The sequence below is a fragment of the Xenorhabdus kozodoii genome, from assembly GCF_002632875.1.
GTDB lineage: Bacteria > Pseudomonadota > Gammaproteobacteria > Enterobacterales > Enterobacteriaceae > Xenorhabdus > Xenorhabdus kozodoii.
The window spans coordinates 1-23,099 of the sequence record NZ_NJCX01000038.1 but is presented as its reverse complement, the minus strand read 5'-3'; the positions used below and the strand labels follow the sequence as shown (position 1 = coordinate 23,099).

Annotated in this window: 17 protein-coding genes; 9 read left to right on the top strand and 8 right to left on the bottom strand. The window is 42.0% G+C overall.

Translation table 11 applies throughout. From position 1 onward, the window contains the following. Positions 1–153 precede the first annotated feature (153 nt). Complete coding sequence (locus tag Xkoz_RS17915; protein ID WP_099143318.1) at positions 154–438, top strand: hypothetical protein; 285 nt, start codon at positions 154–156, stop codon at positions 436–438. Positions 439–807: 369 nt separating this feature from the next. On the opposite strand, the gene Xkoz_RS23600 is transcribed toward Xkoz_RS17915, so the two are convergent. From Xkoz_RS23600 to pntA, 5 genes are all read right to left on the bottom strand, one after another. Next, the gene (locus tag Xkoz_RS23600) at positions 808–1,128 is read right to left on the bottom strand and encodes a GNAT family N-acetyltransferase (RefSeq protein ID WP_339373908.1); all 321 of its coding nucleotides are present in this window, start codon (positions 1,126–1,128) and stop codon (positions 808–810) included. Continuing rightward, entirely contained in the window at positions 1,077–1,550 is a 474-nt protein-coding gene (locus Xkoz_RS23595; RefSeq protein ID WP_244183505.1) for a hypothetical protein, read from the bottom strand. Before Xkoz_RS23595 ends, Xkoz_RS23600 begins: the two co-directional genes overlap by 52 nt. A 74-nt stretch (positions 1,551–1,624) precedes the next feature. After that, positions 1,625–3,013, bottom strand: coding sequence for a tryptophanase (tnaA, locus tag Xkoz_RS17905; RefSeq protein ID WP_099143321.1), 1,389 nt, complete (start codon positions 3,011–3,013; stop codon positions 1,625–1,627). Positions 3,014–3,077: 64 nt separating this feature from the next. After that, positions 3,078–4,466, bottom strand: coding sequence for a Re/Si-specific NAD(P)(+) transhydrogenase subunit beta (gene pntB / locus Xkoz_RS17900; protein WP_099143320.1), 1,389 nt, complete (start codon positions 4,464–4,466; stop codon positions 3,078–3,080). A gap of 25 nt (positions 4,467–4,491) precedes the next feature. Further along, positions 4,492–6,027 (bottom strand): Re/Si-specific NAD(P)(+) transhydrogenase subunit alpha, encoded by a 1,536-nt coding sequence (gene pntA, locus Xkoz_RS17895; protein ID WP_099143317.1) that lies wholly within the window; start codon positions 6,025–6,027, stop codon positions 4,492–4,494. Positions 6,028–6,414: 387 nt separating this feature from the next. Between pntA and ydgH the strand changes: the two genes are divergently transcribed. The 7 genes from ydgH (at position 6,415) to Xkoz_RS17860 (ending at position 15,606) form a co-directional block, all read left to right on the top strand. Next, the gene (ydgH, locus tag Xkoz_RS17890; RefSeq protein WP_099143316.1) at positions 6,415–7,368 is read left to right on the top strand and encodes a DUF1471 family protein YdgH; all 954 of its coding nucleotides are present in this window, start codon (positions 6,415–6,417) and stop codon (positions 7,366–7,368) included. Positions 7,369–7,664: 296 nt separating this feature from the next. Then, positions 7,665–9,056: a basic amino acid/polyamine antiporter gene (locus Xkoz_RS17885; RefSeq protein ID WP_208615299.1), complete on the top strand. Its 1,392-nt coding sequence runs from the start codon at positions 7,665–7,667 to the stop codon at positions 9,054–9,056. Between the two features lie 843 nt (positions 9,057–9,899). After that, positions 9,900–10,433 carry a fimbrial protein gene (locus Xkoz_RS17880; protein WP_099143319.1) on the top strand — a complete coding sequence of 178 codons (534 nt, stop codon included), beginning with the start codon at positions 9,900–9,902 and terminating at the stop codon, positions 10,431–10,433. 118 nt (positions 10,434–10,551) lie between these two features. Continuing rightward, complete coding sequence (locus Xkoz_RS17875; protein WP_244183504.1) at positions 10,552–11,256, top strand: fimbrial biogenesis chaperone; 705 nt, start codon at positions 10,552–10,554, stop codon at positions 11,254–11,256. Between the two features lie 104 nt (positions 11,257–11,360). Next, positions 11,361–13,913 (top strand): fimbria/pilus outer membrane usher protein, encoded by a 2,553-nt coding sequence (locus tag Xkoz_RS17870; protein WP_099143313.1) that lies wholly within the window; start codon positions 11,361–11,363, stop codon positions 13,911–13,913. Between the two features lie 66 nt (positions 13,914–13,979). After that, positions 13,980–14,972 (top strand): fimbrial protein, encoded by a 993-nt coding sequence (locus Xkoz_RS17865; RefSeq protein WP_244183503.1) that lies wholly within the window; start codon positions 13,980–13,982, stop codon positions 14,970–14,972. A 196-nt stretch (positions 14,973–15,168) separates the two neighbouring features. After that, positions 15,169–15,606 (top strand): GNAT family N-acetyltransferase, encoded by a 438-nt coding sequence (locus Xkoz_RS17860; RefSeq protein ID WP_099143311.1) that lies wholly within the window; start codon positions 15,169–15,171, stop codon positions 15,604–15,606. A gap of 275 nt (positions 15,607–15,881) precedes the next feature. Here Xkoz_RS17860 and hrpA read toward each other — a convergent pair whose 3' ends face one another. Beyond that, the gene (hrpA, locus tag Xkoz_RS17855; RefSeq protein WP_099143310.1) at positions 15,882–19,787 is read right to left on the bottom strand and encodes an ATP-dependent RNA helicase HrpA; all 3,906 of its coding nucleotides are present in this window, start codon (positions 19,785–19,787) and stop codon (positions 15,882–15,884) included. Positions 19,788–20,251: 464 nt separating this feature from the next. Between hrpA and Xkoz_RS17850 the strand changes: the two genes are divergently transcribed. Continuing rightward, complete coding sequence (locus Xkoz_RS17850) at positions 20,252–20,890, top strand: FMN-dependent NADH-azoreductase (protein ID WP_099143309.1); 639 nt, start codon at positions 20,252–20,254, stop codon at positions 20,888–20,890. 261 nt (positions 20,891–21,151) lie between these two features. Here Xkoz_RS17850 and Xkoz_RS17845 read toward each other — a convergent pair whose 3' ends face one another. Together Xkoz_RS17845 and Xkoz_RS17840 are read right to left on the bottom strand one after the other, a co-directional pair. Continuing rightward, positions 21,152–21,556: a hypothetical protein gene (locus Xkoz_RS17845; RefSeq protein ID WP_099143308.1), complete on the bottom strand. Its 405-nt coding sequence runs from the start codon at positions 21,554–21,556 to the stop codon at positions 21,152–21,154. A 13-nt stretch (positions 21,557–21,569) separates the two neighbouring features. Next, entirely contained in the window at positions 21,570–22,946 is a 1,377-nt protein-coding gene (locus Xkoz_RS17840) for a hypothetical protein (RefSeq protein WP_099143307.1), read from the bottom strand. Positions 22,947–23,099: the final 153 nt, after the last annotated feature.

The window sequence follows — 23,099 nt, the reverse complement described above, 5'->3', positions numbered from 1 at the left end:
TCTAATCCAGAATATAAAAATATAATCATTTTCTAAATTTTGAAATTGCAATGTCATCAGGTGGTGATTTAGATTTAGCGTGCGTTATCAGTTAGAACCCTATAAGTAATATATTTAAATTGCAAATTCTAAAGATTTTACAGGAGAATGTTTATGTTTAAGAACTTATTGACAGTTGGGGCGTTGGCCGCAGCATTGTTTGGCGGAATTGGAGTTGCTTCCGCGGCAACATATTGTAATTCTCAGGAACCAGGATCTATGGGAAATGGTAAATATTATAGATTCGTTGTTAATCCTTCTAATAATTTTGCCAATTCATTTACGCAAAATACTCGATTTGGAAATATAAAATGGTATTTAAAAACAGTTCGTGGAGCTTGTGAATTTCATACCGGACGTGACGCTTTCCAAGCTTACTATGAAGGTAGAGTAAGCTGATGGTTCATTAAATATTTTTAAGAATACATACAAACCTCGTTATTTTTAACGAGGTTTGTATGTATTCTTATTATGATAATAAATAATATCTCCAGTCCTCCTTGTTAATGTATTTTTGTTTTCTTTAGGGGGCATGTGTAAATTCATAAATACTCACTAAAAATATATTGATTTCAGACCACCATCTATTTTTTTATCATTCATTATCAATATTCGATATATTATCATATGCCATCGGGCGAAATGACTCCCCACTTGCCAAACAGGGTCAGCCCCAGGGTGAGAGCGTGAGTGCTTAAATTTAAAACAGCACGAACAATATCCAAACTATTTTGATGACAGGACGTGTTGGGTTACTTTAAATTTAATCTAACGGAGGACTATTTTTGCACTATTTGTGTCCGTAAAACGTTCACGCTCTCGCCCTGGGGTCAGCCCCGCCGCCTTTGCCAATGCAACCGATGCCTGATTATCAAGCTGGCATCGATATTGGGGTTCATAGCCCTGTGTGCAGGCGTATTGGCTGATGGAACGCACCACCTTGCTCGCATAACCTTTCCCCCGAAAAGGGACTAAAGTCAGTACGCCAAGATCCGCAATCGGAGCCTCTTCCCAAGGGTACATACTGGCAGCGCTGATCAGGCGGTTTTGTTCAAATGCCCCAAATACCACCCAATGATCCAACTCCACATACGCATCATCCAAATCTTGTTCTGACGCAGAAGACTGGAATTCAGAAAAAACCGCTCATCATGTTCGGTTAACTGACGCAACCCACCCTGCGGTTTTTCCTGCTGTAATACGTTTTTATCATCTGCCGAAAAATAAAAAAGATAATCTGCACCGTGCAAAATGATGCCCGCGTCAATCAGCTTCTGACGAAAAATAGGTTCAGAGAGATTTTGTTGTTGATGCAAGCCCGCTTTCTCAGCCAGAGATGGGGTCAATACCGCCATCACACGGCCATCGGCGGTTTCCAGCACCATAACACGGCGATCTTCGCTCAGGTTGGGGTTAATCACGACAGTAAACACGTCATCTTGATAGAGGACATGGCCATCTGAAAATGGTGCCTGCCAAAAATCCGTTATCGTTTGTGAAAATAAAGACATACTTCTTACTCGCTTTAGTTGGAATGAATGGGTGCGCGATATCTAAAAGGATGCCCATTGAGGGCATCCAGTATTTATTCAGTAGGCTTTAAACGCGCAACGAAATGACGCAGAACCGGGGGTTCATACGTAAATTCCAGCCCCTTGATTGCTTTTGCTCTCTCTTTGATCTGGATAAAAGTATCAGCAACGTAATCCATGTGGTCATTAGTATAAACACGACGCGGAATAGTCAGACGCAGCAACTCCATCGGTGATTCTTTTTGTTTACCCGTCTCAGGATCACGCCCCAGCAGCAGGGAACCGATTTCCACGCCACGTATTCCCGCTTCAAGGTAGAGTTCATTATTCAGTGCATGGGCCGGGAATTGTTCACAAGGGATATGCGGCAGCAGTCGTTTTGCATCGACAAACACGGCGTGACCGCCCGTAGGATACTGGATTGGGATACCCGCCTCCCTTAAACGTTCACCTAAATATTCAACCTGCGCAATACGATAATGCAGATAATCTTCATTCATGCCCTCTTCCAAACCAATCGCCATCGCTTCCATATCACGGCCAGCCAAGCCACCGTAAGTGACAAAACCTTCCATCGGCACACAACGAATGCGCACTTCATTGAATAAGTCTTCATCATCACGAAAGCAACACAGTCCCCCGATGTTAACAATCGGGTCTTTTTTGGCAGACATTGTCAGCATATCGCCATAGTCGTACATCTCTTTGACGATTTCCTTGACCGATTTATTTTCATATCCCTTCTCACGTTGTTTGATAAACCAAGCGTTTTCACAAAAACGGGCGGAATCAATGACAACCGGAATATTGTGCTGTTTGGCTATTTCATAAACGGCCTTCATATTGGCGATGGAAATAGGCTGCCCCCCTGTGCTATTACAGGTCACGGTCGTGATGATCGCGACGACGTTATCTGCGCCATGCTCGGCAATGGTCGTTTTCAGTTGGTCAAGGTCAAAATTACCTTTCCAGTCATAATAAGTGCGGGTATCAAAGGCTTTGGGGGTCACTACGTTAATGGCTTTTGCACCGTTTAATTCGACATGTGCAGCCGTGGTATCAAAATGAAAATTGGAGATAAAAACGGGTTTCGCTGCCTTTTTGCAGGCAATCAGTGCCGGGAACAGGATTTGCTCGGCGCCACGCCCCTGATGGGTCGGAATAGTAAAGCGATAACCGATAAGCTCTTTAACCTTATCACACAAGTGATAATAGTTACGGGAACCGGCATACGCTTCATCGCCTAACATCAGCCCCGCCCACTGCCGGTCACTCATCGCTCCGGTGCCTGAGTCAGTCAGAAGATCAATGAAGACGACATCGCTTGGCAGCAGGAAGGGGTTATAACCTGCTTCGATCAGTGCCTGTTCGCGCTCTTCACGGCTTGTCATTCGGATATTTTCAACCATTTTAATACGAAAGGGTTCGGGAATACGTTTCATCATTTTTATTTTTCCAATATCAAAAAGCCCCGTTTAATCAACGGGGCTTTTTGGAGTCTGAAAACTATAATGCACGCAGGATCGCTTCTACACTCTCTTTAGCATCACCAAACAGCATTTGGGTATTTTCTTTAAAAAACAAGGGGTTTTGTACCCCAGCATAGCCGGTATTCATTGAACGTTTGAATACGATGACATTTTGTGCTTGCCAGACTTCCAAAACGGGCATCCCCGCAATCGGGCTTGAAGGATCTTCCAGAGCGGCTGGATTGACGGTGTCATTGGCTCCTATGACTAAAACGGTATCTGTTTCAGCAAAGTCATCGTTGATTTCGTCCATTTCCAAAACAATATCGTAGGGCACTTTCGCTTCCGCAAGCAGTACGTTCATGTGACCAGGCAACCGCCCCGCAACGGGATGAATGCCAAAACGAACGTTAATCCCTTTTTCCCGTAATTTCGCTGTAATGTCATGCACTGGATATTGGGCCTGGGCAACGGCCATACCATAGCCCGGTGTGATGATGACTGAAGTGGAATTTTTCAACAGTTCAGCGACCTCTTCTGCCGTTGTTTCCTGATATTCTCCCAGTTCTTGTTCGTCACCTGAAGAAGTGCCATCTGTGCCAAAACCGCCCGCAATGACACTGATAAAGGAACGGTTCATCGCCTTACACATAATGTAAGACAGGATTGCCCCCGAAGAACCGACTAAGGCACCGGTGATGATCAGTAAATCATTTCCTAGCATAAAACCCGCCGCTGCCGCTGCCCAGCCTGAATATGAGTTCAGCATGGAGATCACGACCGGCATATCGGCCCCACCAATAGAGGCAACTAAATGCCAGCCAAAAGCGAGCGCGATAACGGTCATCACCAGTAAGGTGAAAACTTGCAAGCCAACACTGCCTGTTTTGATAAAGGTGAACATTAAGATCAAAGATAGGATCAGGGCGGCCAGATTCAGTTTATGCCGGTGTGGTAACATCAATGGCTTGGAAGAGATTTTTCCACGTAATTTACCAAATGCTACAATTGAGCCAGTAAATGTTACGCCACCAATAAATACCCCAAGGAAAACTTCTGTCAAGTGAATATGTTCCAGAATGGGGCTGGCAAAAATGTCATGGGTGATAAAACTATTGAAACCAACCAAAACTGCCGCCAAGCCAACAAAACTGTGCAGGATAGCCACCAATTCTGGCATTTCTGTCATCTCGACTTTTTTAGCGAGACGAATGCCAATAACGGCACCGATGACCATTGCCAGGATAATCCAACCAACGCTACCCGTATCAGGCCCTAATATCGTGGCAATGAGCGCAATTGCCATACCAACGATGCCAAAAATATTACCGCGTTTGGAACTTTCGTGACGAGAAAGTCCGGCAAGGCTAAAAATGAATAAAATGGCGGCAACAATATAGGCAGCTGTAACTATTCCGTTAGATATTATTCCGTTCGACATAAGTTATCCCCTATCCTTTACGAAACATTTTCAGCATACGTTGAGTGACCGTAAAGCCACCAAAGATGTTGATGCTGGCAATTAACACGGCAATGAATGAGAAGAAACTCACCCATCCCCCTTCCCCAATTTGCAGTACGGCGCCAACCACGATGATCCCGGAAATCGCGTTAGTGATGGACATTAATGGGGTGTGCAGCGAGTGGCTGACATTCCAGACAACGTAATATCCCACCACGCAAGACAAGGCAAAGACCGTAAAATGAGATAAAAATTCTTTCGGCGCAACATGTGCCAGCCAGCCATACAGGATTATCGCTAATGCAAGCACGCCATACTTCAGCCACGGAGATTGGGGCTTTTCGGCGGGTTTCTCCACTTTTTTTACGGGCGTCGGTTTTGTGGAGGTTGATTGGGCGGAAACCTGGATGGGAGGGGCTGGCCATGTAATCTCGCCATCTTTAATGACAGTGACGCTACGTACAACGACATCATCAAAATCAATGGTGATGACGCCATTTTTCTCTTTGCACAGTAATTTCAGTAAATTGACCAGATTTGAACCATAAAGTTGTGATGATTGGGTCGGCAATCGGCTGGGTAAATCGGTATAGCCGATAATTTTCACACCGTTTGTTGTCACAACAAGTTCATTGGCCTGCGTGCATTCACAGTTACCGCCGTTTTGGGCAGCCAGATCGACAATCACGCTGCCAGGTCTCATGGACTCAACCATTTCTTTTGTGATCAGTCGTGGCGCGGGTTTTCCCGGAATCAATGCCGTTGTCACGATAATGTCGACTTCTTTTGCTTGTGCAGCAAACAATGCCATCTCTGCTTTGATAAAGGCTTCTGACATCACTTTTGCATAGCCATCACCACCACCGGCTTCTTCTTTAAAATTCAATTCCAGAAATTCAGCCCCCATGCTTTGTACTTGTTCTTTAACTTCTGGACGAGTATCAAAAGCACGAACAATCGCACCAAGGCTGCCGGCAGCGCCTATTGCAGACAATCCAGCGACACCGGCACCAATAATCATGACCTTCGCTGGTGGTATTTTGCCTGCCGCGGTAATTTGCCCCGTGAAAAAACGACCAAATTCATGGGCGGATTCAACAATGGCGCGATAACCCGCGATGTTTGCCATTGAGCTAAGAGCATCTAAAGATTGCGCGCGAGAAATACGTGGTACTGCGTCCATAGCAAGAACAGTGACTTTGCGTTCAGCCAGTTTCGCCATTAATGCCGGATTTTGTGCTGGCCAGATAAAGCTGATCAGTGTGGCACCTTCTTTGATTAAGGCAATTTCATCATCTTCTGGGGCGTTGACTTTCAAAATGATATCTGATTGCCAGACCTGGTGGATTTCTGCTATATCAGCCCCTGCTTTTTGGTAAGCAACATCATCAAAACTGGCAAGTTGCCCTGCTCCTGTTTCAACGGTGATGTTAAACCCCAATTTCCGCAATTGCTCCACAGTAGATGGGGTGGCAGCAACGCGCGCTTCATTGGAAAGTCGCTCTTTTGGTACACCAATACGCATAATGTTTCCTTCTCTAAGAATGAAATATTGCTGATTATTACCTTATTGAAACCTATTTAACGATTAGGTTGACTTTATTGCTGTTATCAGTAAAACCTATCAACAGAATACTAAATAGTAACTTAATGAAAATAATGTCAACGAATTATCATAATAAAGTGAGAAAAACAGAATAATCTTTTAATGTAACCCCCTATTCATTCCATATAACTTACTATTTTTATTAAAATTATTAGTATCATATACTAAAAGCTAGCAATCGTTTTTTAGAAGGCATAATTTCTTGCGACAATTAGCATTATTACATGTAATAATTGCGGCCTATGTGATACATAACAATGTTCAGCCCGTTATAAATATTTAATGCGCAAGGCGAAAGGATTTTTTATGAAGCTGAAGACAACGATCATCGCTGCTGCGGTGTTTTCATTAACCACGATTACGGCTGCACATGCAGCTAACGAATTAACACCAGAACAAGCCGCAGAACTCAAACCTTTTGAGCGGATTTCAGTGACTGGCCGTTTTAATGCCATTTATGAAGCGGCAGATGCGGTTTCCCGTCAGGCAGATAAAAAAGGCGCTGACAGTTTTTATATTCAAAGTCTCGATGATCTTAATGGACGTGGTAATTTGCGTGTTGTTGCCGATTTGTACCATAAAGATGCGGAAAAAGCAGATAAAACACCTAATTATCGCATCTATCGTGGCATCAAAGAATTACCTAAAGCGGAAGCCATTACTTTAGAGCCTTTTGATACTGTAACAGTGAATGGTTATTTCCCGACTGATCCCGACCTGAAAGAAGCTATTGCTAAAGCGGCGAAAAAGAAAGAGGCAGCATCCTTCTTTATTGTCCGTGATATTGCACCGAATAATGGTGGAAACCAGATAGTGACAGCCTACGTTTATAAAGAAGACGCGCCAAAACGTAAGGTTCAGTCTAATGAAGCTGTCATTCCGGCTGATTCCGAAGCAGGACGCCAAGCTCTGGCACAAGGCGGAGAAGAAGCCAAGAAAGTCGAAATTCCAGGTATTGCTTCTTCAACTTCAACGAGTAATGTGGTTGGACGCTTTTTTGAAACCCAGTCATCAAAAGGTGGGCGTTATACTGTCACGTTACCTGATGGCACAAAAATTCAGGAGTTGAATAAAGCGTCCGCCGCTCAGATGGTTCCGTTCGATTCCATCACTTTCTCTGGTTATTACACTACCGCGCCTGAGGTTTCTTATCAGGTTGCTAAGCGTGCGGCAGAGAAAGGTGCAAAATACTACCATGTCACCAGAGAATGGCAGTCGAATGGTGGTAACGTGACCATCAGTGCAGATTTATTCAAATAATCATATTATTGTTATTCAGCAAGTGATGAAGAAGGCACAAAGCGCATTTGTGCCTTTTTTATTGGTTTTTTTAGATATTCTATAACAATTTTATGCATAAAATTTATATTTTTTTGCATAGATAACCATTGCATACCACCCTTTCACTCCGTAGAATCGCCCTGTTTTTGGATTTATCAACTAAATCTATTCTGCAATCCCTGGCATGGATGCAATAAATGTCCAATATGTGTTCGATATTCAGGACAAGTGCTCTGGCTAATCGTGTTGATTATATTATTTTTAGGAACGTATCTTTGGAAAATAAATTAGGCCTTACGTCTCTGACAGCATTGGTACTCAGCTCTATGGTCGGTGCCGGCGTATTTAGTTTGCCGCAAAATATGGCGCAAGTAGGTAGTCCCGCTGCATTAATGATTGGTTGGGGGATCACAGGCATCGGTATTCTCTTTTTGGCCACTTCCTTGCTTTTGCTTTCACGGCTTCGTCCCGATTTGGATAGCGGTATTTTTACTTATGCAAGAGAGGGTTTTGGGGAGTTAATTGGATTCTGCTCTGCATGGGGGTACTGGTTCTGTGCCATTATAGCCAATGTTTCTTACCTGGTTATCGTCTTTGCCGCGTTAAGTTTTTTCACTGATACTGAACATTCAATTATCTTTGGTGACGGCAACACCTGGCAATCGTTGATAGGTGAATCCATTCTACTTTGGTTTGTTCACTGGCTGGTATTGCGGGGTGTACAAACGGCTGCGGGAGTTAACCTGCTGGCGACAATAGCAAAACTATTGCCATTGACTATATTTGTTATCTTAGCGGTCATCGCTTTCAAAATGGATGTATTTTCTTTTGATTTTAGTGGCATCGAGATGGGGGTTCCCGTCTGGCAACAAGTAAAAGACACAATGCTAATTACATTGTGGGTTTTTATCGGTGTTGAAGGCGCCGTTGTTGTTTCAGCCAGAGCCAAAAAACGCAAGGATATTGGTATCGCAACTGTGCTGGCAGTTATCTCAGCGTTAGGGGTATATGTGTTGGTTACCCTACTTTCATTAGGATTAGTCACCCGGCCTGAATTGGCGGCTATGCGTAACCCTTCGATGGCAACATTGATGGTTGGGTTAATGGGTTCCGCGGGTGAAATTGTCATTATTGCTGGTTTGATCATTTCTGTTTGTGGCGCTTACCTAAGCTGGACAATCATGGCCGCAGAGGTTCCATTTATCGCCGCTTTGCATGGTTCATTCCCCAAAGTATTCAAAAAACAAAATAGCAGAAAAGCACCTGAATCATCACTTTGGATCACAAATGGTGCGGTTCAACTCTCGTTGGTTTTGATTTGGTTAAGCGGCAGTAATTACAACACATTACTTGCCATTGCTTCTGAGATGATCCTTGTCCCCTACTTTCTGGTAGGCGCATTCTTGGTCAAGGTTTCCTTTCAACGCAGTAGCCGGGCTTTACTCTTTATTGCGTTGGGTGCCTGTGGTTATGGATTATGGTTACTCTACGCTTCGGGATTAATGAATCTCTTACTTTCAGTGGTGCTATATGCCCCTGGATTATTGGTTTTCCTGTATGCACGTAGGCAATATCAGGAAAGAGTGCCTTTAACTACCGTGGAAAAATCCACTATTGTGGTTTTGTTCCTGATAGTGCTCCCATCTACATGGCAGTTAATGCACTAGTCATCCAATATACTGTAAATTCTTACAAATTAATTTATTTCCAAGTGAATCGTTCAAGAGGAGAACTTAGTTTCTCCTCTATTTTTTTGCACAAATTTTGTTATAAAGCGGGTTAATTTAGGTTTGATGTTTGTTTTTTTCTCTGTTGCTTCATGTTCTTTTTTCTTTAAATTCAAAAGTATGTTGTAACTAAATAAAATAAAATGCGGTTAGTTTGCGGTCAAAGCATAAGAATTACTTTTGTTTTTATCTCGATACATTGATCGCTCGAATGGGTTTAGGTGTCAATAAGCAACGATATTACTCATAAGAAGTTAACTTTAAGCAGAGGTAATTTATGTTAATTTAGCTTAAGTCTGGATATAAGATCTAATATAAACACAATAATAGACACAAAAATTAAAAGAAATATAGGCGTTACAAATACGCAATGTTTAATTAAACGTTTGGTAAATAAAAAATTACAACTATATTATTGATCTAAATCAATTTTATTCTCACGGAATATCATCAATTAATAGTTAATCTTATAAAACAGAATAAAAGTTCATTGGTGCTCAATAAAAAATCTATGTTATGCATAACAATGCTATTATTTTTTTCTTAATAGCTTAAAACTTCAAAGTATGGGATTAGTCAAGTTATTATTTTGATCTTTGTTAATTAATCACTACTATATTCTTTGTCTTATCTGTTGATAAGAAAATATACGATGTTTTTTCTTCGTTTATTTAAGAAGTAAACCTAAGCAACCCGTTGCTGTATGTATGTACGGCATTAACATTAACTCAATAATCTGTTTCTCTGTCGAATAGATTCGTCAGAGGTAGGATGCGTCAAAAAATGAAAACCAAATTAATTATTTCATCTTTATTCGTTACATCTGTATTTATATCCGCCGCTCACGCTGCTGATGGACAAATCAAATTTACGGGAAATATTACGGCCACTGCGTGTAAAATCGATTCAAGTTCGGCTAACCAAACCGTAAATATGGGAACCATCAGTTCAAGTTCATTTACTGGGCCTAATAGTACTTCTGCCCCTACCCGCTTTAGTATTAGATTGACTGACTGCCCACCAGAATACCAATATGCACAGGTCAAATTTGATGGTCAAACAGACAGAGCCAATAGCAATTACCTAGCGCTGACTGCTAACAAAGGCGGAATGAGTCCGGCTCAAGGGGTTGCAATTGCGCTTTATGAAGATGACAGTAATACATCTATTGATTTGGCCAGAAACTCACGTTCTCAAACGTTAGAAAATGGAAAATCAAATGAACTGAAATTCGTTGCCAAATACATTGCAACAGCTAAAGCTGTGACTCCAGGTGCGGGTGACTCAGTGGCTAACTTCACGGTTACTTATAATTAATTTACCTATAGCTAACTACCTATAATCAAAGGAAGTTATGGCAGGGAAGCCAAAACAATAAAATGACCAACAATGATCGTAGTCCGTTGGCTATATTCATTGGGACATAAGAATAATATTGTTTGGAGCAACCACGTTGAAATATTTCCGCATTTTAATTTTGATTTTCATCTACATTTTCAGCACTCATATCTCTTTTGCTGGGGTCGTTATTGGCGGCACACGTGTTGTTTATATTAGCGATCAAAAAGAAGCCTCTATTTCGATTAACAATCCAGAAACGGATATCTCTTACCTTATCCAATCGTGGGTTCAAGGTGAGGATGATGAAACTAAAACCCCTTTTATCATCACTCCTCCACTTTTTAAATTAACTGCTGGGAATGAGAATATTTTACGAATTGTTAAAATTGGAAATGATTTACCTGATAACAAAGAATCGTTGTTCTGGCTTAATGTTAAATCTATCCCTGCTACCGCTAAATCAGAGCAGAATCAATTGCAAATCACGGTAAAATCTCGGTTGAAGCTATTTTTTCGCCCTGCTGACTTGATTGACAATGCCGGTATTGCTTATAAGGCTCTAAAGTTCAAAACCGATGGGCATAAACTCATTGCGGAAAACCCAACACCCTACTATATCTCTTTTTCTGAGCTCACTCTCAGTAATGGTACAAAAAATCATGCCATTAAAACCGCAGGGATGATTGCGCCTTTTGGACAAATAAGCTGGGATGTCCCTATTACAAACGCCAACCAAGTGATCTGGAAAACAATTAATGATTTTGGTGGAGTAACACCAGAAGAAAAACGCAAATTGTGATTAAAAACCCATTGTAATAAAAAAGATAATTCAATCTATATACCCAATAGATATCAAGAGACGGCTTGAAGGATGGCGGGTATATCAAAATTAGAAAAATCATTATGGATAACTATCGTCATTATCTTCAACAAAATATTCCTGATAATTTGGCGTTATTTATCGCGCTAAACTTGCGTAAGGTATCTCTTTGTACATTGATAACCACATTTCTTTGGGGGTATAACAATAAAGCTCATGCTGAAGAGTATTTCAATATTAATGCGTTAGAAATTCATTCAGGTTTTGAAGATATCGATCTATCCATCTTTACTCAAGATGATCAACAACCTCCTGGTCGTTATTGGGTCGATATCTATCTGAATCGAGAAAAAATAGATACTGGCAATATCGATTTTGTTATCGTCGATAACAAGTTATTTCCCAAACTTAAGATACGGCAACTCAGGGAAATGGGGGTGAATATTGAATCATTTCCCTCTCTGCTTGCCTTGCCACAGGAAACAGAACTGACTGATCTTGGACAATATATTCCATCCGCATCGACGTCTTTCGATTTTAAACACCAGCGTCTGGATATCAGTATTCCCCAAGCATCCTTGAATAGTCAGGCGAGAGATTATGTGCCCCCCCATTTATGGGATCACGGATTAACGTCCCTATTGGTTAACTATAGCTATAGTGGTTCTATGAATTGGCAGGATGATCAAGCAAGTTCAACAAAAAACCATTTTCTCAATCTTAGAACGGGGATTAACTGGGATGCATGGCGTTTGCGTAACTATTCGACTTACAGCAGCCAAGATAGAAAATGGCAAAGTATCAATATATACCTTCAACGAGATATCCATGCCCTGAAAAGCCAATTAATCTTTGGCGACAGTTATACCCCTTCGCCTATTTTTGATAGCTTTCAGTTTCGCGGCATGCAATTGTCTTCCGATGACAATATGTTGCCCGAAAGTTTAAAAGGGTTTGCCCCAGTAATTAGAGGAATAGCCCAAAGCAACGCCCAGGTAACTATCAAACAAAATGGTTACATTATCTATGAATCTTATGTTTCTCCTGGGCCTTTTGTCATTAATGATCTCTACCCCACAACTTCAACGGGAGATATAGAGGTTATTGTCAAAGAAGCTGACGGCAAAGAACACCGCTCTGTGCAAACTTTTGCCACCGTGCCGCTGATGTTACGGGAAAATAGCCTGCGACATTCCCTGACTTTGGGAAAATACCAATCCAGTTCTCGTCGTGGAAAAGAACCCTATTTTATGCAGGGTACGATGATTTATGGTATTTCCAATCGTGTCACTGGTTATGGCGGAACCCTACTCGCCAAAGATTATCAATCCATCGCTTTGGGTACGGGCTATAGTCTCTCTGATTGGGGTTCTCTTTCCTTTGATGTCACGTATGCCAAAACCGATTTAATGTCGAATTCCAGTCATTATGGTCAATCTTATCGTTTCCAATATGCCAAGGATCTCAACCAAACAGGCACTAGCCTCACCCTCGCCGGTTATCGTTATTCAACCCGGAATTTTTACGATTTCAAAGAAGCGAATGAGTTGAATACTGCCATTGATGGCAGGAACTCGAATAGCACCAATAAACGCAGTAAATTACAGCTACATATTAATCAATCTGTGGGGGATTGGGGTTCCATTTATTTATCTGCTTTTCAACAAGATTACTGGCAGCAAAAAGGTTATGAAAGGAATATCAGTGCAGGTTATAACACAAGCTACAATTCGATTAATTATAGCTTGAATTATTCTCACAGTGCTTTCCCCGGTGCCAACAGCAGTGAGCAAATTGTTTCATTCAGTGTGCAGGTTCCTTTGGATCGTTGGCTGAAAAATAGCTGGGTAAGCTATAACATGACCCGCAGCAAAAACAGTGATTCGTCTCATCAGGTCAGTTTAAATGGTACGGCTTTTGAAGATAACAATCTGATTTATAGCATTCAGCAAAATTATACCAACCATCATCAAGGTGTTGGCGGAAATATCAACGCCGAATATAAAGGAACATATGGTCAGGTCAGCGCGGGTTACAATTACGACAAACACTCAAGGCAACTCACCTATGGCTTAAATGGCGGGATTGTTGCTCACCCGTATGGCATTACCTTTTCCCAATCGTTAGGTGATACACCGGCATTAATACGCGCCAATGGTGCTTCAGGCGTCAAAGTGCAAAACCATACCGGGATCAGGACTGACTGGAAAGGCTACGCCATTGTGCCTTATGTCAGTAGCTATCGGAAAAACCGGATTGCGCTGGATACTTATTCAATGGGTAATAATGTTGATATCGATATTAATACGCAAACTGTTATTCCAACCCAAGGCTCATTGACTCTGGCCAACTTCAAAACTCGCGTTGGTTACCGTGTTGTGCTGTCCCTTTCCCATCAAGGTACAGGGATCCCATTTGGTGCAACGGCCACATTGAAGCAACAAAATGATATTGATGAGCCCAATAGTGCGATTGTCAGTCACGATGGGCAAGTTTATTTCAGTGGCATTCCCAAATCAGGCCAGATATGGGTTAAATGGGGATACAAAGAAATGCAAGAATGCTATGCCAATTATCGCTTACCTGATGAAGAGCCTGCTTCAGGTTTGTATATGGTTGAAGCCTCCTGCGAATAATTTCTTGTAAGTAACAATATTGCATATTTATTTGATACATAATTTAAAAACAGTGGAATTTACTCTATGGCCAACAAATTAAAATTATTATTGGCAAGTACATTTTTCATCGGCACGATGAGTAGCTTTGCTAGTTCGGCGCATTGTCATTATTCCAAAGATTTTACACCTGGCATGACACCGATTTCTTTCGGCCAGGTCACGGTGCCCAGAAACCACCCTATCGGAACAACCATCAGAGAAATACGGTTGGATCAAGTGGATAAAAAAGGCAATATCGCCCTCTGTAATACTTCCCTGCCTACAATATGGGAAGCGCCTGATCTTATACCATCAAGCTATAACAATGATGCCATTTATGAATCCGGTGTTCCGGGGATTGGTATCCGCATAAACACGTGGGCACCCGGTTATGGTATTGACTGGTTGCCCAGAATTGCGACCCATCCAACGACTTGCTATTCACCGACACATTCTCAATGGAAAAAACAATATTGTGGTGAATCATGGGGTTATTTAACAGTGCAGTTAATCAAAACTGCACCAACAACCGGTTCAGGTTCCATTAAGCAGGCGAAGTTGACCCGTGCCAAATTAGGTCACAATATCCCTGTCCATACTTTCTATTTGTCGAATACTTATGTCATGACTAAAGGTTGTTCCCTCAATCAGAAGGTGATCTCAGTGAATATGGGCGATATTAAAAAAAGTGATTTTCGCGGTATTTACAGTACAGCGGGAATGCAACGATTTGATATCAATATCAATTGTGATGCTTATGTGGATGTTGGGGTGATGCTGGATGGAAGGCCAGCAAACTGGAATACCCAAGATATTTGGGCATTAGATTATGGTGACGGTGTCACGGCAAAAGGGGTTGGTTTGCAGATATCATATCAAAATCGCCCCGTCACAATGCACTCTCCGGTTGTCTTTGGCTCCAGCCAAGCAGGTGGAAATATCAACATTCCACTGACGGCCAACTATATTCAGACAGAATCGGAAATTAAGCCAGGCAAAGCAGATGCTACGGTAACCATTACTTTTGTCTATCAGTAAATGATGGTTATCCCCTTCCGCATTGTCAGGGAGGGGATTTTTAGTGGTTTAAATTAATAAGTATGTTGTAACTATAAAAGAATTATAAGGGTTTTTAATGAATTTATGGCAAGATTGAACTTTTCTTTTATAGAACATCAACTACTGTTAGTAATTTTTGACGATCCTGGCTTACAACCCCATATTGGAGCAGTGTATGTTAATTACCTTAACTGATGTAAACAAGAACAATTATGAAGCTGTCTGTGACCTGTCAGTCACTGATGATCAGCTTGACTATATTGCGAAAAATGTGTGGTCCCTTGCCCAATCCAAATTTTACCCTTTATACCAAACACGAGCAATTTGTCTGGATGAGGAGCCTGTTGGCTTTTTCATGTGGGTACCCGATGCTGACCAAAGAATAACGATTTGGCGGTTTATGGTGGATAAAAACCACCAAAACAAGGGCATTGGGCGTAAAGCACTATCACTGGCTCTTGATGAAATCAGGCTCACAGATCAGCTGGAAGCAATAGCAATCAGTTATGATCCGAATAATCTCGTTGCGAAAAATCTTTATGCTAGTTTTGGTTTCGTTGAGATTGGCATGGATGAGGAAGTTGAAGAGATGCTAGCGGTTATCAAGATCTAGCAACTGTTTTGAACGAGTGTTTATTCGGTAATTTTATGGTAACGGTTTGGGTTTCAGATGAATGGCTTCAGTGCATGCGCCAAAAGCTAACCACACGGGCTTAAAACCCTAGGGGAGCAGGTCACATACACTGTGCCAGATCTCATCATTTTTATAGTGATCGAATTTCAAGATACAAGGGGGAACCCATCTATTCGAAAAATTCATTCACTGTCATTCGTTACAAATTGCCCCAGACACCATACACGAAGGCCTTTAGTTAGGCTGACAAAATATCACGATGCGATATTTTCCATCGCCTGCAAAATTCGCTTATCTGATATTGGATAAGCGGTGCCCAGTTGTTGGGCGAACAGGCTGATCCGAAGCTCTTCAATCATCCAACGAACTTCTTTGACTTCCGGTAACTGTTTCTGCTGAACAGAGAGTTTTGCCAACCATTGTTGCCATTGGCGTTGGATATGCTCAATCCTGCTCATGTGTGCCCTGTCCTTATTAGGATCTACCGCCAGTTTTTCCAATCGACGCTCGATGCCATTCAAATAGCGCAAAACATCTGCCAGGCGTTTCCAACCGTGGGAAGTGACAAACCCATTAAAGGCCAGACCGGAAATTTGCGCTTTAATATCGGATAGCGCCAGTGCAAGAGAGATATCTACCCGCCCTTTCAGGCGCTTGTTGATATTAAAGACCGCAGTCAGGATCTGTTCTACCTGTTTGGCAATCTCAACCACGGCTTCATTTAAATTGGCACGGACTTTATCATGCAAACCGGAAAATGCCTGTTCATCCCATGCTGGCCCACCATGTTCGGCGATCAATTTATCAATGCCGCAAGAAATACAATCATCAATCAAATCCAGCACTTTTCCATATGGGTTAAAGTACAGCCCCAGTTTGGACTTGTTCGGTAATTTTTCATGCAAGTATTTAATCGGCGATGGAATGTTTAGCAATAACAGACGACGTGTCCCTTCCCACATGGCATGAATTTGTTCGGATTCGGTTTCGAATAGCTTAATGCCAATGCTGTCCTTTTCATCCACCAATGCCGGAAATGCCTTAACGGAATACCCCCCGCGCTTCTGCTCGTAGCATTCAGGTAACGAACCAAAACTCCAGATATGCAATCCGCTTTGTTCTATGCCATCGTCTGCAACCGCCGAAAGTGTCTCCTGGACTTTTCCTTTCAATTTCAGTTTTAGGGCTGGCAGATCTTTGCCTTCCGCTAACGATTTATTCTTTTCCCCAATAATGCGGAATGTGATCTTCAAATGATCAGGCACTTGTTCCAATTGCCAGTCATCACGTGACAGCGTCACTCCTGTCATGCGGCGCAGCTCTTTCTCAAGGCTATCCAGTAAAGGGGCCTGAGGTTGTGTCACCCGTTCCAGAAATGCCTGCGCATAGTTAGGTGCCGGAACAAAATTACGGCGCATGGGTTTTGGCAATGACTTAATCAATGCAACAACTAATTCATGGCGAATGCCTGGAATTTGCCAATCAAATCCGTCATCTTCGACCTGATTCAATACCGGTAAAGGAATATGCACTGTCACGCCATCAGCATCGGCTCCTGGTTCAAATTGGTAGCTCAAACGGAATTTTAAATTACCCTGATACCAGTAATTCGGGTAATCCAGCGCACTGACTTTGTTTGCATCGCCTTTAATCAACATGCTTTTTTCAAAGTTGAGCAATTCCGGTTGATCGGTGCTGGCCACTTTCCACCAGCGATCAAAATGGCGCGACGAAACAACATCCTTGCCTATTCGCTGATCATAGAAACTGAACAATATTTCATCATCCACCAGAATATCCCGTCGCCGGGATTTGTGTTCCAGTTCTTCGACTTCTTCACGCAATTTCAGATTGGCACGGAAAAATGAATGGCGAGTTTGCCAATCACCTTCGACTAATGCATGACGGATAAACAATTCACGACACAGCATAGGATCGATTTGGCTGTAATTAACTAAACGTCCTGTCACAATTGGCAAGCCGTATAAGGTGACTTTTTCTGTTGCCATCACCGCCCCTTGGGACTTCTGCCAGTGCGGTTCACTATAGTGCTTTTTGATTAAATGGGCAGCCATTGGCTCCACCCATTCCGGCTCGATACGTGCGGCAATACGCCCCCACAAGCGACTGGTTTCCACCAATTCAGCAACCATCACCCACTTAGGTGGTTTTTTAAATAATCCTGAGCCAGGAAAAACAGAAAAACGGGCATTACGCGCACCGGTATATTCCTGCTTATCTGTGTCTTTCTGACCAATATGGGATAATAGCCCTGACAGCAAAGAAATATGAATGCTACGATAATCCGCTTCCTCGCTATTGATCGGCAGGCCAATCTCTTTCACCACTTGCCGCAACTGAGTATAAATATCCTGCCATTCTCTGACGCGAAGATAGTTCAGATAATCTTGCCGGCAAAGTTTGCGAAATTGGGCATTGGAAAGCGCTTTCTGTTGTTCCAACAGAAAATCCCACAACTTCAGGAAAGCCATAAAATCTGAATCTTTGTCTGCAAAACGACGATGTTTCTCATCAGAGGCTTGCTGCTTTTCCAACGGCCTTTCCCGTGGATCTTGAATCGACAATGCAGAAGTCATCACCATCATTTCACGAACGCAACCATGAGTTTTGGCTTCCAGCACCATGCGTGCCAGGCGAGGGTCGATAGGCAACTGGGCCAACTGCCGCCCCATTGGCGTCAGTCGATAAGCCCCTTCTGACAACGACTCTGGATCGATAGCGCCCAACTCTTCCAACAGGCGAACACCATCCTGGATATTGCGTTTATCGGGTGTTTCAACAAAGGGGAATGCGCTGACATCTCCCAGACCAATAGCAGTCATTTGCAAAATAACGGAGGCCAGATTAGTACGCAAAATTTCAGGATCAGTGAATTCTGGACGTGACAAGAAATCCTCTTCTGAATAGAGGCGAATACAGATGCCGTCCGAGACACGGCCACAACGTCCTTTTCGCTGATTGGCCGAGGCCTGCGATATCGGTTCGATCGGCAAGCGCTGAACTTTGGTGCGATAGCTGTATCGGCTAATGCGGGCAAAACCGGTATCGATCACATATTTGATGCCAGGTACAGTCAATGACGTTTCCGCCACGTTGGTTGCCAAAATAATGCGGCGACCAACATGGGGCTGAAAGATCCGGTTCTGCTCGCTATTAGACAAGCGCGCAAAAAGCGGCAATATCTCGGTATGTAAGAAATTTTGCTTATTAAGCGCATCCGCCGTATCACGAATTTCTCGTTCACCGCTCATAAATACCAGTATGTCACCTGAGCTTTCACGCCCCAATTCATCCACTGCATCAATGATGGCTTCAAGCTGATCCCGATCACTGTTATTATCATCACCCGCCACGGGGCGATAACGCACTTCCACTGGATAAGTCCGTCCAGAGACTTCAATAATCGGCGCATTATTAAAATGACGGGAGAAACGTTCAGGATCAATGGTTGCAGAAGTAATGATGACTTTCAGATCGGGGCGTTTTGGCAGTAATTGGCGCAGATAACCGAGGATAAAATCGATATTTAAACTACGTTCATGGGCTTCATCAATAATTAATGTATCGTACTGCAATAACAACCGATCTTGCTGCAATTCTGCCAGTAAGATACCGTCGGTCATCAATTTGACCAGGGTATTTTCACTCACCTGATCATTAAAACGAACTTTATAGCCGACCGTAGAACCCAGCGGTGTTTCCAGCTCATCTGCAATACGGTTGGCAACTGAACGTGCTGCCAAACGACGGGGTTGGGTATGGCCAACCAGCCCCTTAATCCCTCTTCCCAATTCAAGGCAGATTTTGGGGATCTGGGTCGTTTTACCTGAACCGGTTTCACCCGCAATGATAACAACCTGATGATCCCGAATGGCTTTATAGATATCGTCTTTCTTTTGGCTAACCGGTAGGTTTTCAGGATATTGAAGCGAAGGTCGTGTAGCCTGACGATTCATGACTTTCTGTTTTGCCGTCGCGATATCCGCTGCAATGGATTGTACTACAGCCTGCAAGGAGACTTGATTCTTAATCTTTGCTGCCCCATGCAGGCGTTTTTTTAAACGGAACTGATCGCGCAGCGGAATGTGATCAAGTTCAGCGAATAATTCAGCAAATGGTGCTGTCAAAGGTGATTCCACGTGATAAATCCTTGTGACGTTTTTTAACTGAGTAGCGCTGTCTTTGCAGGCTCAGAGGATTATTTTTTATAACTTAACGATATTAGAAGTGTAACATATCTTATGCAATTCTACGTACTCATCTATATCTCTCCTCGCCTGATTAAGCATAAATTCGTTTCGTGTTGGAGAGGGAGCGGTATTCAAAGGATGCCACCTTATTTGTGATGATATGTCGTCGGTATTGATTCAATCAATTTGAATGAATATCTCAAAATATTGAGCTATTGGCTGAACAATTCCCCATATAAAATATGACGCACAAGCAATATTAACAATGAAGTTATTAGTATTTCAAAATGGTAGAGCACCTCCTGACCCCTTGCGGCACGAGGAGTCAGGATTGTACTGAATTTGAGTGTCTCACGATGATGAAAAGCGACATATTAGATAACTTGGTTTACCGTTAACTAAGGAAATAAAGAATGAGTAAAGTACTGGTTCTGAAATCCAGCATTCTGGCACAGTATTCCCAAAGCAATAAACTGGCTGACTATTTTGTTGAAAAGTGGTTGGCTGATGATACAGAAAGCCACATCACCACACGTGATCTGGCTGAAAACCCCGTTCCAGTGCTAGATGGCGAGTTAGTCAATGCCTTGCGCCCAGGCGATGCCGAACTGACTGAACGCCAAAAAGCCGTATTGGCCCAGTCAGACGAGTTGATTACAGAGTTAAAAGCTCACGATGTTATTGTCATTACCGCACCAATGTATAACTTTAATATCCCCACTCAACTGAAAACCTATTTTGATCTGATTGCCCGTGCTGGCGTGACTTTCCAGTACACTGAAACAGGCCTCAAAGGGTTATTGGAAGGCAAACGCGCTGTTATTTTGACCAGCCGTGGCGGCAATCACAAAAACAGCCCGGCAGATTCAGTAACACCCTACTTGCGTACTTTCCTCGGATTCATCGGTATTACCGATGTGGAATTTGTCTTTGCGGAAGGCTTAGCTATGGGGGCTGAATCCGCCAACCAAGCGCATCAAGATGCGCGTGACGCGATAGATAATATCATCGCAAAAATGGGACAGGAGCAATCTGAAGAAATGGTTGCCTGATATTATTCGATAAAATGTCACGAAATTAAGATCAGTTAGCGCGCCAAATGGCGCGCTCAAATCTATGGTCATATCCAGAAATAATAAAAGCTCATCCATAAGCAAAGTCCAAACATCTCTGTCTTTAAACGATCTCTCTGAAATGCCATATGCACACCCGAATTTTTTAATGAGAGACAATGGTAGCAACTATGTCATAGGTATATAGCTTTTGCTTAGACCCAATTCGAAAAAATCAAATATCGCATTTTACTACTTTCTTTACACCGGGCCAGCAATGCTCGCTCCTACCAAACAAACATAAAGGTTACAATATTCGAGTATTCCACCATTATCCTCAAAGGCTGCAAAATAACTCCTTCCCAACGTTTTTTCTCCCGAACTTGGTGTTATTATGCTTTCCGCCCAAGTATTATCAAGTTGATTACTTTCCGGACTATCAATAGTGCATATAAGCTTCCCATCTGATCCTGTATATAGAAATGAATTGGAATATCGGATGGCAGGATCATCTCCATCATTCAATTTGTTCCAGGTGTCGTAATTATGTCCAGTGTCATTCTCTTGTAGTGTCACGGTATAACTATATCCAGCTATCGTCTGAAAAAAATATGAAATATACCAACCCTTTTTTATATCCGGAAAATAAAGTGTTTTCGTTGCCATTGCTAATATCTCCTTAATATTGTCCCATGATATGTTTTATGCTGCCGACAAGATTATTGGCTGTAACCGTTATAGTTCCATATCCTCCTTTTTGCCCTTGCAGGTTTATTTTAAATTGCCCGTATTCATTTGTAGTCATTGATTGTATCGTATCGGAATTTGAAGCAATTTCAGGCACATTACTCATGTTTACGGCTGAATCTATTTTATAAAAAATGGGCGTATTTTTAATTTGTTCAGATGTCTGTTTATCGTAGATCTGGATTGTAAGTATTTCGTATTCGTCACCGATTGGCTGATATCCGGTTATTATTAGCGTTGCTTCATCGGGTGGAGAGATATTAATCTTCCCTTTCCACATTTGACTAGTAACTTTAGTATTATCTATATTCACAGTATAAGAAAAATAAATTTTCCCTTGATCATGAATATTAAATGCATCATTACCTGTAAGATAGATTTGTGGTACACCAATGGTGACATGATTAGTCACGCCATCATCGCCAACTGTTGTTGGCATTGTCACCGGTTCGAAATATTTATCTAATTTCTTGAGCTTGGAATGAATGTGTAAATTCAAAGTCACCTCACTACCTAAAGGTATTTTGGTCATATCATTCAGATCATTCGTTCCTATAATCTTAACAAATAATCCCTCATGATTGGCATTGTCTTTATAATGCGAAATAGTCTTATAACTTATAATATCATTTTCCGTGATTAAACTATCTTTCCCCACGCCTAAACTCGAATAAACCTGACATTTTTCATAAACATCATCCGCCGGAGGAATATATTTTGTATATGTAAATTCGAGAGAGTCTGAAACCAATCTATCGGCACTTTCCTTAATAACACTATAGTAAAAATCAACCTTTTCTTTATTTTCATTGAAAACACTATAAGGTAACGTTATAAAAGGTGTTCCAAGGTGGTTTGGATCTAACAAACGATGAGGATTATCAATCATTTTTCCATTAATAAAGAAAAATATTGTATCACTCCCCGACGCATTATCATATGGTGGTATGTTAACAGAGAAGCCCAAAGAGCTGCCATCGTTATGTAAAATGTTATTATTGACTTCAACAATAACCGGAGCCAATAATGAATCCATGGAATTGTTATCCGTTTGATCACTATCCAGAATATATAGCGTTTTATCGGCTGAAATTTCGCCTGTCGCACCAAATATCTGAGAATAAAGCGTCAGGACAACAGAGCTTTCCTGTTTGGCATAAATATAAAAATTTAATTTACCATGAGGATCCGTGTTAATAATAAAACCTCTTTTACTGCCAATCTTCCTGATAGGGATTTTCGTGCGTCTATCATCCTGATAAAAATCCACTTTATCAAAATTTCTGTCAGGCGTATCAAGTATACTCACAGGTGTACCGGATAATTTGGCTGTATTATCCTTATTTGTGATTGCACTTTTTACCAAGGCGGGAGCGTGAAATTTTTGTTAAAAAAATTCGGATTTGACGGATAAGAAAAAATAGCATTTTATACCCCTTTTTATCGGGAAGTGTTCTCATGA